At 71.1% G+C, this 15,036-nt stretch carries 6 protein-coding genes and 1 pseudogene; 4 read left to right on the top strand and 3 right to left on the bottom strand.

Annotation, left to right across the window (positions count from 1 at the left end; genetic code table 11):
* Positions 1–4: 4 nt before the first annotated feature.
* Both ACFY36_RS31440 and ACFY36_RS31435 read left to right on the top strand, forming a co-directional pair.
* Positions 5–481 carry a DUF1877 family protein gene (locus ACFY36_RS31440; protein ID WP_499749531.1) on the top strand — a complete coding sequence of 159 codons (477 nt, stop codon included), beginning with the start codon at positions 5–7 and terminating at the stop codon, positions 479–481.
* 21 nt (positions 482–502) lie between these two features.
* A pseudogene (locus ACFY36_RS31435) lies at positions 503–748 on the top strand (DUF7674 family protein); the annotation flags it as partial.
* Positions 749–778: 30 nt separating this feature from the next.
* Here ACFY36_RS31435 and ACFY36_RS31430 read toward each other — a convergent pair.
* Both ACFY36_RS31430 and ACFY36_RS31425 read right to left on the bottom strand, forming a co-directional pair.
* The gene (locus ACFY36_RS31430; RefSeq protein WP_499749856.1) at positions 779–2,956 is read right to left on the bottom strand and encodes a S8 family serine peptidase; all 2,178 of its coding nucleotides are present in this window, start codon (positions 2,954–2,956) and stop codon (positions 779–781) included.
* A gap of 87 nt (positions 2,957–3,043) precedes the next feature.
* Positions 3,044–3,613: a TetR/AcrR family transcriptional regulator gene (locus tag ACFY36_RS31425; RefSeq protein WP_499749530.1), complete on the bottom strand. Its 570-nt coding sequence runs from the start codon at positions 3,611–3,613 to the stop codon at positions 3,044–3,046.
* Between the two features lie 123 nt (positions 3,614–3,736).
* Between ACFY36_RS31425 and ACFY36_RS31420 the strand changes: the two genes are divergently transcribed.
* A complete protein-coding gene (locus tag ACFY36_RS31420) occupies positions 3,737–4,453 on the top strand; it encodes an SDR family oxidoreductase (RefSeq protein ID WP_499749529.1) in 717 nt (238 codons plus the stop codon).
* A gap of 16 nt (positions 4,454–4,469) precedes the next feature.
* On the opposite strand, the gene ACFY36_RS31415 is transcribed toward ACFY36_RS31420, so the two are convergent.
* Complete coding sequence (locus ACFY36_RS31415) at positions 4,470–5,453, bottom strand: carbohydrate binding domain-containing protein (RefSeq protein WP_499749528.1); 984 nt, start codon at positions 5,451–5,453, stop codon at positions 4,470–4,472.
* A gap of 220 nt (positions 5,454–5,673) precedes the next feature.
* Here ACFY36_RS31415 and ACFY36_RS31410 point away from each other — a divergent pair, with 220 nt between their 5' ends.
* Positions 5,674–15,036 carry a LamG-like jellyroll fold domain-containing protein gene (locus tag ACFY36_RS31410; protein WP_499749527.1) on the top strand — a complete coding sequence of 3,121 codons (9,363 nt, stop codon included), beginning with the start codon at positions 5,674–5,676 and terminating at the stop codon, positions 15,034–15,036.

Genomic DNA, 15,036 nt, shown 5'->3' with positions numbered 1-15,036 from the left:
TGGCGTGAGTGTGCTGGGGGAGTTCCGCCGGATGCCGCCGGCGCACCTGGAGGAGATCAAGGCCGGCCCGGAGAACGCCTGGGACCGGGTCAGCGTGCTCAGCGACATGCTGGACCTCGACCGGGAGTGGAGAAGGCTCGCGGAACTCATGGACCGGGCGGGCTTTCCGCTCAACCCGGTCACCGGCGGAGCGCCCTTTCCTGATGAGCGCTGTGACTTCGGGCTGTCCCTGACCGCGGAGCAGGTCAAGGCGGCCGCGGAACACTTGGCGGTGACACCGTTCGGGGCGTTGGAGGTGCATCTGCGGCCGCTGCTCGAAGCCGAGGCGCCGGGTCCGGCGCTCGAGCCGGTTGTCAGCCCCGTCGACGAGGGAAGAGCGCGCGCCATCCGAGACAGGCTCGCGCTGGCCTACCTCCTGCTGGTGGGGTTCTACCGGACAGCCGCAGCCGAGGGGCAGTGCACGGTTTTCTGGGCCGCGTGACGGCCTCAGGTCGCAGCGGGCGACACGAGCGAGTTCGATGCCGCCTTCGACTACATCGAGCATCTGATCCTTCATGGCGATCCGTACGTCTACAAACTGGGCGTGATCGGCTATCTCGAAGGTATGCAGATGCAAACCGTCACCTCGCGGGGCGTTGACCCGGAGGCGTTCCGGCCTTGGCTCCGCCCCCTGTCTGCGAAGTACTGGGAAGCGATCAACAGGTTCTGGGAACTCGGTACCCCCATCCCCAACATCGAGCCTGGCTGACGGAGGCCGGCGTGGGTGTCATCCGGCGACTCAACCGGACGTCGCCTCGAGATCCAGCCCCAGGGCGGCGTGGACTGCCGCCGGGGCGTTCACCATGCCGGCGCCGGCCGCATCGCATCCGGCTGCGGGGCCGGTGACGGGCGTCGCTGTGGAGCTGAGCAGTGCCCGGGTCCGGGGCAGGTCGCCGATCAGCGCCGGGACCGCCGACCACATCAGCGCCACCACCCCCGCGACGTGCGGCGCCGCCATCGACGTACCGGACATCTCGCCGTACCCGCCGCCCGGCAATGCGGACCGGATCCGAGCGCCCGGTGCGACCAGGTCCGGCTTGGCGCCCGGCCCCCGGCTGGAGAACGCCGCCACCGCACCCGCGTGGTCGGTCGCGCCGACGGTGACCACATCCGGGTACGGCCCCGGCGGCAGATTCACCGTCGCGCAGCCGGGCCCGCCGTTGCCGGCCGAGGCGACCACGAATGTCCCGGCGACGGCGAACGCGGCGGTGGCCGGGGTGAACGTCGCCAGGTCGCAGCCTTCGACCACCGGGCAGTTCCACGAGTTGGTCAGCACCTGCGGACCACGTCCGGGCCGCCCGTCCGCGATCGGATCACCGCCGGCGGGGAACGGCGCCATCATGAACTGCAGGCAGTCCAGGTAGCGGGCCGGGCTGCTCAGATTGCGGTCCATGTTCACGCAACCGACCCATTGGGCGTCCGGCGCCACCCCGATACCACCGCCACCCACCGCCGAGCCGGTGGTGTGGGTGCCGTGGCCGCCGTGATCGACCGGAACCCGGGTGCCGTTCCACGGATCCAGCCAGGAGTCGTCGCCTCCCCGAAAGTTCGCCGACAGCGCCGGATGGGTGCCGTCCACCCCGCTGTCGGAGGCGCCGACGACCACACCGGCGCCGCGGATCCCCAGCTCGGACCAGACCCGATCGGCCCCGATCGCCGTGATGTTCCAGCCGTCGCCGGGCGCTGAGCCGACCGGGCCGCCGCCGGTCTCGCGTGGCCGCGGCAGGGGCCGCAGGTGGGGGCTGAGCAGCACCCGGCCGACATCGGCTCGACGTTCCGGCCAGGGCCGCAGCCACGGGCCGGCTTCCACCTCCAGCGCGTTGATCAGGTAGTACCGGGTGTAGCCGATCCCGAGGCGGTCCAGATCGCGGCGCAGACCGGCCTGGGTGCGCTCGGCCTGCGCCACCAGCCGGTCGTGCACCTCGCTGGTCCGCGCGGCCCGGCCGGACGGGCCGATCCGTGAAGTGTCGACGGAGGACAGATCGGCCTGGTCGGCGAGGATCACGAACAGCCGGTCGCCGTGGAACCCCGGCTGCCCGGCGCCGACATGCACCACCGTGCCGAGCAGCAGCAGCGCCGCCGCGTACCGTCGCCCGGGAGTCCAGAAGCGGAAGACCACGCCGACCATGACCGCGATCACGGCTGTCGCCACCCCGGCGACCGCGGTCCAGATCGGCACGTCCCGCCCGGTCAGCATCACGGTCACCTCCTCCGGGCCGACGAACGCCAGCGGCCCGAGCACGCCCAATCCGGTCAGCACCCCGACCGCCACCCGCCCGCGCATCCGGGCGACCGCGAACCCGGCCAGGGCCAGCGCGGACACCGCCAGGCTCGAACCTGGCTGGCCCACACCAGCGGCGATCAGAATCAGACCAACACCGAGAACCAAACCATTCCCGGGGTACGCCGGAGCGAGCACCGCCGCCGCCAGCCACCCGACCGCGCCCGCCGCGACCACCGCCAGCGCCGTCTCGACGGGCCCACCGAGCGCGCCCACCCACAACCAGGGCAGCAGCAGTGCCACCCCGGCGACGATCGCGGCGGGGACGCTCCGGTGTTCGGCCGGCCGGCGGTTCCGCGCGATGAACGCGCCCAGAGCGGCCAGCGCGGCGAGGACCGAAAGGTAGAGCTCGTGATCGGGAACCGGTACGAACCGGGCCGTGCCGAGCGCCAGGCCTGCCGCCGCCGCCCACACCCAGACCCGGGCCACCGGGTCCCGCCGGCGGACCGTCAGCAGCACGGCCGGCATCGCGGCCAGTACCGCGCCGAGCGCGCCGTACGCGACCGCGGCCCCGCCGCCGGGATGTTCCCCGGCCGTCCTGACCGTGTCCTGCCCGGCCTGCCAGGCAAGCCACTGCGCCGTGACGCTGACCGCGACCGCCCACACTCCGGCCCCGGCCACCCGCCACGACTTCATCATCTGTGGTCGCACCGATCTTCTTTCGCACGGTCACGCACGTCGTCGGCAAGGTACAACATGGAGGGTCAGGCCCAGCCGTGCGCTTCAGGACTGCGCCTTCAGGAGCTGGTCCGCGAGTGATCGTGCCGTGGCAGTGAGTGTGGCCGCGTCCAGGCCGGTCCGGCTCATGAACAGCAGTCCTTGTTGTGCGGCCAGGAGGGCCCGCGCCAGTGCGATCGGATCTGCTCCGGCGGGCAGGTCGCCCTCGCGCTGGGCGCGGGCGACGCAGTCACCGATCAGCGCGGTGGACGTCTCGTACGTGCGGTGGGCGTGATCGAGGACTTCGGGATCGGCGTTGCCGAGTTCCAGGGTGCTGTTGGCCATCAGGCAGCCGCGCCGCGTGCCTGGCTCGAGGATCTTGCGTAGGGCGTCCACGGCCCGGGGCGCCTCGGCGAGGGCTTGGCGGAGGTGGTCGTGGTTGTCGTGGGTGTAGCTGTGCAGGGCCCGGAGGAAGAGCTGGTGCTTGTCCCCGAACGCCGCGTACAGGCTGCCTTTTCCGAGCCCGCTGACCCGCATGAGGTCCTCCAGCGAGGTCGCGGCGTAACCGGCGTCCCAGAACTGATCACGGACGGCGTCCAGCACCTGCTTCTCGTCGAACCCTCGCGGTCGTGCCATGCGATCCAGGATACGGGTTCTTTACCGTTCGGTCCACTACTCTTAATGTGGACCGAACAGTCAAGAACTCGTTGGATCGGGAAGTGGGAAACAGTGGGAAAGCTGGACAACAAAGTGGCGATCGTGACCGGCGGATCGCGGGGGATCGGGACCGCGATCGCGCTGGCGCTGGCCGGCGAGGGAGCCGACGTCGCGATCAGCTACGTAGCCGCCGAGGACCGGGCCAAGGCCGTGGTCGCCGACCTGGAAGCGAAGGGAGTGCGCGCGGCGGCGTTCCGGGCCGACCAGGCGGACGTGACGCAGGCGGTGGGCCTGATCCATCAGGTGGCCGAGCGGTTCGGACGGCTCGACATCCTGGTCAACAACGTGGGCATCGGCGGTGGCGGCCGCATCGACGACGCCGATCCGGACGAGGCCGCCATCGAGCGGCAGCTCACCGCCAACTACAGGAGCCCGGCAGCCGCGATCCGCGAGGCGTTGCCGCTGCTGCCTGACGACGGGCGCATCATCAGCATCAGCTCGGGTGTGGGAACGCGGGCCGGGTTCCCCGGGATGGCCTATTACACGGCGACGAAGTCGGCTCTCGAGGGCTTCAGCCGGGGCGTGGCCCGCGACTTGGCGGGCCGGGGCGTCACGGTCAACGTCATCCAGTCCGGATTCGTGGACACCGATGCCAACCCCGCCGACGGCCCGGCCGCAGCCGTGTTCCTTCCGACAACGTCGATGGGGCGTTACGGCAGGGGAGAGGAGATCGCCGCGGGCGTCGTCTTCCTGGCCGGCCCGGAGGCCTCCTACGTCACCGGCGCGGTACTGAGGATCGACGGCGGATACGGCGCCTAACTCGAGTTTCGGCGGGTCAGGCCGGGACGGCGACCAGGGCCGCGTTGCTGACGTGCAGCTGGAAGTCGTGGGGGCGGCCGCCGACCTGGAACGTGAGCTCGGAATGGCTGCTGCTCTTCTGGGCGACGAACCGGTAATGGTGGTGGCAGGTGTCCCGGCCCACCGACACCTCGCGGTCGTGGGAGGCCTGGTAGGCCGGCGGCTGGCTGTCCTGCACGCGGACCCGGATCGTGGTGGCGCGGTCGGCGGCGGCGGTGAAGGCGAGGGCGTACGCGCGACCCCGCACCAGGGTGACGTCGCTCTTGACGATGATGAGGTCGCCGGGGCGTGAGGTGCCCGCGGTGACGTCGGCCCGGAACCGCCGGCCGTCGGTGCTGAGGGTGGCCGCGGTGGTGTCGTTGACCCACCAGGAGCCGGTTTTCCGGCCCGGGGACGGCAGTCGCAGGACGTCCTGGCCGGTCGGCGGCGCCGCTCCGGCGGGGACGCAGGTGTCGGGAGCGGCCGCCGCGTCCGCTACGGCCCGGTGCCGGCCGGTCCAGCCCAAGGTGCCCGCGACGCCGGCGCCCAGGCCGGCGAGGAACACCACGATCGCCAGGGTGAGCAGAGTGAGCCGGCGACGCCGCGGAGGCTGCTCCGATCGTACGGAATCGGCCTGCTCCTCCAGCTTTTCCGGCGTCGCCAGCGAGCGCCACAGCGCCCGCCACTGGGCGAGCTCGGCGGTGATGCCGGGCTCGTCCCGGCCCTCCGCGGTCAGGCAGGCCGCCACGTACGCCTCGACGAACTCGAGGCGGGGCAGGCGAGGCAGGCGTTTGCCGGCGAGCACGTCGGAGATCGTGCTCGGTGGCAGCGGATCCGCCGGGCGCTGGCCGGCGGCGAGCCGACTGAGATGCCGGAAGGACGGATCGCCGGCCCGCGCGCGGAGGCGGCGGAGCTCGGCCACGAATGCTTCCGCGTTGCGCGCGGCCGGCGCGCCGCCGTTGCCGGAGTCCACTCGGATCACGGAGACAAACTTAAATCGATCTATAGGTGTCCACAAGGGATGGCCGACGGGCGTCCGGCGTGTCCGGCACTGTTCCGGACAGTACGGACGGCATCCGGACCGTAGCCGGACAGTGATCAGCCTTGGTCCACTTTGACGGCCCGCACCGGCCACCGCCGCGGTGCATGACCGATGGGACGGACCGTTGCGCGGACGCCGAACTCTGGGCTTGTTCTTTTCGATGTCGCTGGCCGTCGGCGGCGCCGTGCCGTTGCCATTGGCGGCCGAGCTGGAACGTGGACCGTCGATCATCGCCATGTTGGCCTCGCTGGGCGCCCACCTCAGGGCTCCGGGGCCGGGGGACGGCCAGTCCCGCGGCGCGCTCCCGCAGCAACGCGACGGCGGCCCGCGGCAGGCCGATCCGGCGGGGTCCGGCGCGACCCGGGCCGACGGCGGCGCGGGCCGGGCGGCGGGCAAGGGCATCGGGGCGCTGCCGCCGGACGTGCCGGAGAAGCGCACGGTCAAGAAGACCCTGGCCGGCAGCCGTAGCGTCGGCCTCGCGGCCAACGTGGCGCCGCAGATCGACGCGCAGTACCCGGCCACCGGGGCGGCCGTGCCGACGTTGACGCCGGAGTTGCTGGCCGCCGGCAGCGATCCGGACGGCGGGCCGTCGGCCCTGCGATACTCGTTCACCGTTCACGACGCCGCGGCGGCCGTCGTCGCGCAGTCCGGCGCCATCGCCGCGCGTGGCTGGACGGTGCCGGCCGGCGCGCTGCGCTGGGGCAAGACGTACGTCTGGACCGTGACCGTCACCGACGGCTCCGCCACCAGCACCTCCCAGCAGCTCAACAGCCTGCAGCCGCGATTCCCGCAGTCGCTGGTCACCACCGGTCTGTCGCAGAACGGCGGGCGCGGCTTCGACCCCGACACCCGCAACTACACGACTACCGTCACCGATCTCACCGTGCCGACGGTCGGTCCCTCTCTGTCGCTGGACCGCTTCTACAACACCCTCGACGTACGCCGGGACACCGCGTTCGGCGCCGGATGGTCGAGCATCCTGGACGCGAAGGCGACCGAGTCCCGCGACCGGGCCGGCGCGCTGCAAGGCGTCGTGGTCACCTACCCGAACGGCCAGGAGGTGGGCTTCGGCCGTAACCCGGACGGCGCCTACGTCCCACCCACCGGGCGGTTCGCCACCTTCACCGCGATCAACGGCGGCTACCGACTGGCCGACAAGGACGGCACCGCGTACACCTTCGGCCTGGCCGCCGGCACCGGGCAGTATCGCGTCACCGCCATCACGGACGTACAAAACCGGGCCTTGACCTTCCAGTACGCCGGCGGGCGGGCCGAGTCGATCACCGCTGCCTCCGGGCGCCGCCTGTGGATCGACTGGCGGCAGACCGGATCCGGCCGCTGGCACGTGCTCTACGTCAGCACCGAGCGGCTCGACCCGGACGACCCGGAGAGCAGCTACACCCACGAGTACCACTACGGGCCGGACGACGAGCTGAGCCAGGTCTGCCCGCCCGGCAACAACGGCAAGTGCACCGTCTACCAGCACACCTCGGCCTCGCAGCACCCGTCCATCGTGGCCAACGCGGGCCCGCAGTCGTACTGGCGGCTGACCGAGACGTCCGGCGCCACCGCGGTCAGCGCCGTCCCCACGAACCAGGGCCTCGACAACGCCGGATACACCGACGTCACCCTCGGCCAGCCGGGACCGCTGACCGGCGCGACCGCCACCTCGGCCGGCTTCAACGGCACCTCGTCGCGCGTGGAGCTGCCGGCCAAGCTCGACGCCGCCACCGGCGTGCAGTCGATGGCCCTGTGGTTCAAGGCGAACCCGGGCGACCGCGGGGTGCTGTTCGGCTACTCGGCCGACCCGATCACCAAGGCCACCACCGGCAACCACTACACGCCGGCGCTCTACATCGGCAGCAGCGGCCGGCTGCACGGCGGCCTGTGGACCGGTAGCCAGACCACGATCGCCACGACGGCCGCCGTCAATGACGGCAGATGGCACCACGTCGCGCTGGTCGCCGGGGCCGGCAAGCAGTGGCTCTACCTCGACGGCGCCGAGGCCGGAACCAAGACCGGGGCGGTGAACATCGCCGGCCTGACCGGCGCCAGCCGGCGCTACCTGGGCGCCGGCTTCAACGGCGGTGGCTGGCCGGACCAGCCGTCGACGGCCGCCGCGCCGAGCTTCTTCAAGGGCTGGATCGCCGAGGCCGCCCGCTTCGACCGGCCGCTGACCGCCGACGAGATCGCCACCATGCACCGCGCCGGCACCACCGACTCACATCCGGTGATCGCCATCCTGCGGCCGTCGGGCAACGCCACCACCCGCATCGGCTACGACCGGGTCGACGGCACGGTCGACACGGTGACCGACACCAACGGCGGTGTGTGGAAGCTGGGCAAGCCCGGCGTCAGCGGATCCAGCAAGATCTACCAGGCCAGCGTGCTCAACGCCCGGCCCAACGACTACTGGCGGTTCGCCGAGTCGGGCACCTGGCGCCCGGTCAACCAGGTCATCGGCGGCGACGACGCCCACTACAGCGACGTCGGCCTGGGCAACAGCGGCGGGCCGGTGGGCGATCCGGTCGCCCAGTTCGACGGCGAGGCCTCGCACGTGGCGCTCGGCGACGGCAACGTGCCGCAGTCGGGCCCGGTCTCGATCAGCCTCTGGTTCAAGATGAACGCCGGGGCGAGCACCGGCGGGGTGCTCTACTCGTTCCAATCGCACGAGATCTGGAACGATCCCGACGAGGACACCGACCAGTGGGTGCCCGCCCTCTACGTGGGGCGCGACGGCAAGCTGCGCGGCCAGTTCTGCTACTGCGACGGCGCCACTCCGATCACCACCGGCGGCACGGTCAACGACGGCCAGTGGCACCACGCCGCACTCGCCGCGGGCGCCACCGGCACCACGCTCTACCTCGACGGCACCCCGGCCGGCACGGTCGGCCGCACCGTCGAAGCGACCGACGCCTGGAACCCGTACATCGGCGCCGGCACCACGCTGAACTGGCCCTCGGCCGCCGCGGACAGCACCAACGGCTTCTTCCCGGGTTCCCTGGCCGAGTTCGCCTACTACCGGTCCGAGCTCTCCGCCGGCCAGGCCGCCCAGCAGTTCGCCGCGCGCGCCAAATCGGCCGGTGAGCCGGTCAAGACGGTGATCACCACCGACCCCAACGGCAAGTGGCTCACCGACGTCTACGAGCTGCCCGAGGACCGCCGGGTCGCCACCACCGACGCGCTCGGCAGGACCACCAGGTTCGGCTACGACACGGGCGGCTTCCTGCGCACCGTGACCGACCCCAACGGCCACGTCACCACCGACGAGCACGACGTCCGCGGCAACGTCGTCTCCACAGCGACCTGTCAGAACCGGGCCGCCGGCCGGTGCTCGACCGTCTACTACTCCTATTACCCGGATGCGACGTCGACTGCGCTCACCCCGGACCCCCGCAACGACGTCCTGCTGACCGTGCGCGACGGACGGTCCTCCTCGGCCACCGACAACCGGTACGTGACCACGATGACCTACGACGCGAAGGGCAACCGGATGGCGGTCACCGACCCGCTCGGCCGGGTCACCCGCACCACTTACTCCGACGGCACGGGCACGGCCGTCGGCGGCGGCCTGGTGCCGGCCGGTCTGCCCACCGCGGTCACCACACCGGGCGGCGCCCGCCGCGGCGTGGCCTACTACCGCAATGGTGACGTGGCCTCCGTGACCGAGCCCACCGGCAAGCTGACCTCCTACGTCTACGACCTGGCGGGCCGGGTCACCGACAAGACCGAGACGACCTCGAGCTTCCCGAACGGGCTCACCACCACGTACGGCTACGACCAGCTGAGCCGCGTGATCTGGCAGGTCGAGCCCCCGGTGACCAACAAGGTCACCGGTGTGGTGCACACCGCCGCCACCTCGATGTCGTACGACCCCGACGGTTTCCTGGCCGAGCAGCACGCGCGGGACACCACCGGCGGCGACGCGCCCCGAACGGTCTTCTACGCCTACAACCAGAACGGCCAGATCGCCACCGCGACCGACACCTCCGGCCACGAGAGCCACTTCACCTACGACGTGCTGGGCAACATCGTCACCGAGACCGAGCCGGACGGCGGGGTGACCCGCCACGGTTACGACCACAACGGCCATCTCACCAGCACCACGGCCGCCGGCTGGACCGGCGACCCGAACAACCCGTCCCCGGCCAGGGACCTGGTGCTCGAGAGCAAGACCTACGACCCGGCGGGACGGCTCGCCTCCGAGATCGACGCGATGAACTGGGTGACGGCGTACACCTACACCGACAACGGGCTCACCGCCACGATCACCCGCCGCGATCCGGCCACCGGCGCCGCGTTCGCCGTGGAGGACAACACGTACGACGCCGGCGGCAACCTGGTCTCGCAGAGGACCAACAACGGTGTCACGCTCACCACCCACACCGTCGACGCCGCCGGGCGCACCACGTCCTCGGTCCTGGACCCCTCCGGCGTCAACCGCGTCACCCAGTACGACTACAGCGACGACGACGCGTTGCTGGCCACCAACCGGCGGGTCGGCACCGGCGCGGTCGAGGAGCGGCTGACGTACGCCTACGACGCCGCCGGCAATCAGATCTCCGAGGCGCTGTGGCTGGCCGGCGCCGACCGGGCCGCCCGCTGGCGGCTCGACAGTCTCACCGACGGCCGGGCCGCCGACGACGTCGGCAACGGCGCCCTCACCCCGGCCCCCGGGGTCACCTTCTCGGCCGAGCGTGGCGGCGCCGCCGTGCTCAACGGCACCGACGGGCGGCTGACCAGCGCGGCCACCCCGGTCGACAGCAGCCGCAGCTTCACCGTCGCGGCCTGGGTGAAGCTGAGCGCCACCGGCAGGACCGGTCAGGCGGTCAGCGCCGACGGCAACAAGCAGAGCCCGTTCCAGCTGCGCTACGACGGCCCGGCCAACCGTTGGCAGTTCATCACCAGCCAGTACGACAGCACCGCGCCCGGCGCGGTCGCCTCCACCTCCACCTCGACGCCGTCCGCCGGCACCTGGACCCACCTGGCCGGCGTCTACGACGCGAGCGCGCAGACGATGCGGCTCTACGTCAACGGCTCGTTGCAGGACACCGACACCGGCGCCCGGCCGTTCGCCTCCTCCGGCGGCACGACCGTGGGCGCCGGCCGGTGGAACGGCACGGTCACCGACTTCTGGCCGGGCCAGGTCGACGACGTGCAGCTCTACCAGAAGGCGCTGACCGGCTCCGAGGTCACCGCGGTCCGTGACGGCAACGGCCCGGGCGGTGACGCCCGCGTCGTGCGCACCTCGTACCGGGTCGACGAGGGCGGTTTCGTCCGCGCCGGCACCGGGCCCAACGGCGACACGACCGACTACACGTACGACGAAGGTGACCGCCCCGCCGTCGTGACCGCCCCGGCCACCGCCGCCGAGACCGGCGGAAGCACCCCGGTCCGCAGCCGGCCCACCAGCACCGTCGGCTACAACACCTTCGGCGATGCCGTCGACCAGCAGGACCCGGCCGGCCGCCGCACGACCAGTACCTACGACACCGCGGGCCGGCTGACGGAGACCCGGTATCCCACCTACCTGCCGCCCGGCGCCAGCACCGCTGTCGTCCCCCGGATGACGCGCACCTACGACGAGCTGGGTCAGCTGCGCACGGTCACCGACGCGCTCGACCGGACCACCGGCTTCGCGTACGACCAGCTCGGCCGTGTGGCCGAACAGACCGAACCGGGCGGGGCGGTCACCCGGCACACCTACGACCTCATCGGCGACCGCCTCTCCACCACCGCACCCGGCGGCGCGGTCAGCACCGCGACCTACGACTACCTGGGCCGGATGCTCACCAGCTCCGATGTGGTCCGGCAGGACGACAAGAACTACACCACCAGCTACGGGTACGCCCCCGGCGGCTGGCCCGCCTCGGTGCGCAGCCCGGCCGGGGTGACCACGTCGAGGACCTTCAACGCGGCCGGGCAGGTGGTCACCAGCACCGACGGCGCGAACAACGTGACGCGGCTCTACTACGACGGCCTGGGCCGCCAGGACGTCACCCTCCTGCCCAACGGCACCGAGCTGGGCATCGCCTTCGACAAGGCCAGCCGGCCGGTCGAGACCTGGGAACTCGCCCCCGGCGGCGACTATCTGGCCGGCACGTTCGCCGAATACGACCTGGCCGGCCACCCGACGGCCACCGTCGACGAGCGGAAGACCCGCACGGTCTATACGTACGACGCGGCGGGGCGGCTCACCTCGCAGCGGCAACCGGTGTCGGCGAGCCAGGCGATACAGACCAGCTTCGGATACGACCTGCTCGGCAACCGCACCCGCTTCACCAACGGGCGGGGCAACGCGTTCATCACCACGTACAACGTCCTGAACCTGCCGGAATCGGTGATCGAGCCGTCGACCACCCGCTACCCCGCCGGCGCGGACCGCACGTTCACACGCACGTACGACGCCGTGGGCCGGGCCGTCGCCGACCGCTCGCCGGGCAACGTCACCGCCGCCTACGAGTACGACACCGCCGGCAACCTCACCCGCAGCAGCGGCGCCGGCGCGGAGGCGGCCACCACCGACCGGGTCTTCGGCTACGACGCCGACGGCCGGATGACCTCCGCGTCGGCGCCCGGCGGCACCAACAACTTCACGTACGACGACCGCGACCTGCTGCGCACCACCGCCGGCCCGTCGGGCGCCACCGCCGTCACCTACAGCCCGGACGGCAACCCGGCGTCACGGACCGACGCGGCCGGCACCACCTCGTACACCTATGACTCGGCCGGGCGCCTCGGCGCGCTGGCCAACACCGGGGCCGGGCTGTCGGCGACGGTCGGCTACAACGCGCTGTCGCAGCCGACCAGCATCCGCTACGCCGCCGGCAACACACGGACCTTCGAGTACGACGACTTCCGCCGCCTCTCCCGCGACCAGATGCACACCCAGGCCGGGGCCGAGGTCGCCGCCATCGACTACCTGTACGACGTCGCCGGCAATCTGACCGACAAGACCACCACCGGCTTCGGCGGCACGACCGAGAACGCCTACACGTACGACCTCGCCGGCCAGCTCACCTCCTGGGACAACGGCGTCACCAAGGTGGCGTACGAGTACGACGCGGCCGGCAACCGCACGAAGGCCGGTGACCGCACGCTGGTCTACGACGCCCGCGACCAGCTCATGTCCTCCAGCGACGGCACCCAGTACACGTACACCGCCCGCGGCACACTGGCCCAGACGGTCAAGGGCGGCGCCACCACGACCACCAGCTCCGACGCGTTCGGGCGGGTGATCAGCCAGCAGGCCGCCAACGGGCAGACCCAGACGTACGGCTACGACGCGCTGGGCCGGGTGATGCGCGCCGGCTTCAGCTACTCGGGGATGGGCAACACCCTTGCCTCCGACGGCGTGTCCACGTACGTCCGGGATCCCGGGGGAGGCCTGTTCGGGACGGTCACCGGGGCCACCGCCCGATACTCGTGGACCGACCAGCACACCGACCAGGTGGGCCAGTTCACCGCCTCCGGCGCCACCCTGACCGGTTCCACCACGTACGACCCGCTGGGCAAGGTCCTCGCCACCAGCGGCATGACCGGAGCACTCGGCTACCAGCAGGAGTGGACGGACACCAGCACGGGCCGGGTCAACATGCTGTCCCGCTGGTACAACCCGGACACCGGCCAGTTCGACTCCCGTGACTCGGTCACGAACAGCCCGGTCCCCAACCCTGTCGCGGCGAACCGCTTCGCCTACGGGAACAACTCGCCACTGCTCGCCACCGATCCCAGCGGCCACGGCCCCATCGACTGGATCCGGGAACACACTGTCGTTCCCCTCGCCAAGTGGCTCAACAAGGACCGCGGCGGAGAGGACAGGCTGATCTTCCTCGAGGGACGGATCGCCGGCGAAGCCAAGAAGGCGGCTCCCGCCAAGAAGACTCCAGCACCCCAGACCCCCAACGGGAGGGCGACGCCGACCAAGGGCGCGAAGGTCACCGGCACCGTGTCGCCGCCCGCGGGCAAGCAAGGCGTGGCGAAGTCGGCCGATCAGGCGGCGAAGGTCCAGAAGAAGGTCGTCGAGAAAGCCGAGAAGGACGGCGGCGGCTGGCTCGACAAGGTGAAGCAGGTTTTCACCGACCCCGCCGCGGCGATCCGCGACGCCAAGGAATGGGTCCAGGAGAACTCCGACAAAATCATCGAGTACGCCGCGTACGCCGCGATCATCGTGGCCGGCTTCGCCTGCATGGGCATCACCGGCGGTCTGGCCAGCGCGGCGTGCTTCGTGGGCACCGCCGCCCTCATCAACCTCACCAAGGACGCCCTTCAGGGCGACATCAAGAACTACGGCGACGCCTTCCAATCCCTCGGCGAAGGCGCGGTCAACGGCCTGCTGAACAAGTTCGGCGGCCAGTTCCTCGGCCGCTTCGGCGGCCCGCTGGTCGCCCGGTCGAGCTCCAACCTGGTCAGCCGGTTCGTCACCAACCGCGGCGCCGACGCGGTCGCGTCCACCCTGGGTGACGCCGCTACCCAGCTGATCACCAAGGGCTCGGTCGACTACAGCGACGCGCTGACCGCCGGGGCCATCGACGCCTTCATGCCCGGGCTGGGCCGGCGCTTCAAACTGAGCCGGGGCGGACCGACCCCGACCACCTCGAGCGGCCCGGACCTGTTGACGCCGGCTTCGCCGAAGATCGGCACGCGGAACACCCAAGGCCCCACCCTGGCCTGCCCGAGGCGCAACAGCTTCGCCGCCGGCACACCGGTCCTGATGGCCGACGGCTCCACCAAGCCGATCAAGGACGTCAAGGTCGGCGACCAGGTACGGACCACGGACCCGGCCAGCGGCCTGACCGGCGCCCGCAAGGTCACCGCGATCCACGTCAACCACGACCGCGACCTGACCGACCTCACGGTGCGCACCAAGGACGGCAAGCAGGCCGTAGTCCACACCACCCAGCACCACAAGGTCTGGAACTCCACCACCGGAAGCTGGGATAACGCCGGCACCTTGCGGCCCGACGCCGAACTGTACGCCGGCGCCGGCCGGACAACGGTACTGACCAAGCGCAATTTCGCCGGTGCCCGGGACATGCACGACCTCACGGTCGACCAGATTCACACCTATTACGTCGTCGCCGGCGACAGTCCGGTACTTGTCCACAACACCGATTGCATCGACTACGGCGCGATCAACGATGATGGTCAGAGGAGTGGCGTTCATGCGCTCCTGGACAGCGGCAACCTTGGCGGAAGGACAAAGCCGCGTCCCAGCCGGCCAATTCCCTCCTTCGTCTCCGGACAGGACAATCGGACGCATCTGCTGGGTGCTTTCATAGGTGGCTCGAACACAGACCCCCGGAATTTCGTAGCCATGTTCAGGGAGGCCAACAACCCGGAGATGCTGAGCCATGAGTACCAAATTCGTGATGCGCTGAAGGCCGGGCAGCAAGTTGACTTCCGCGCCACGCCCATCTACAGCGGAACCGACTCCCGGCCTCTAGGTATAACGATCACGGCGATAGGTAGCGGCCCGGATCCGCTTATGCTCGACGTCACCGTCCTGAACCGGAGGTACTGA

Origin of the sequence: Actinoplanes sp. NPDC000266 (assembly GCF_042899005.1) — a bacterium.
Classification (GTDB): Bacteria; Actinomycetota; Actinomycetes; order Mycobacteriales; family Micromonosporaceae; genus Actinoplanes.
Note: the sequence above shows the minus strand (reverse complement) of the source record. Positions and strands in the feature narration are given on the sequence as shown.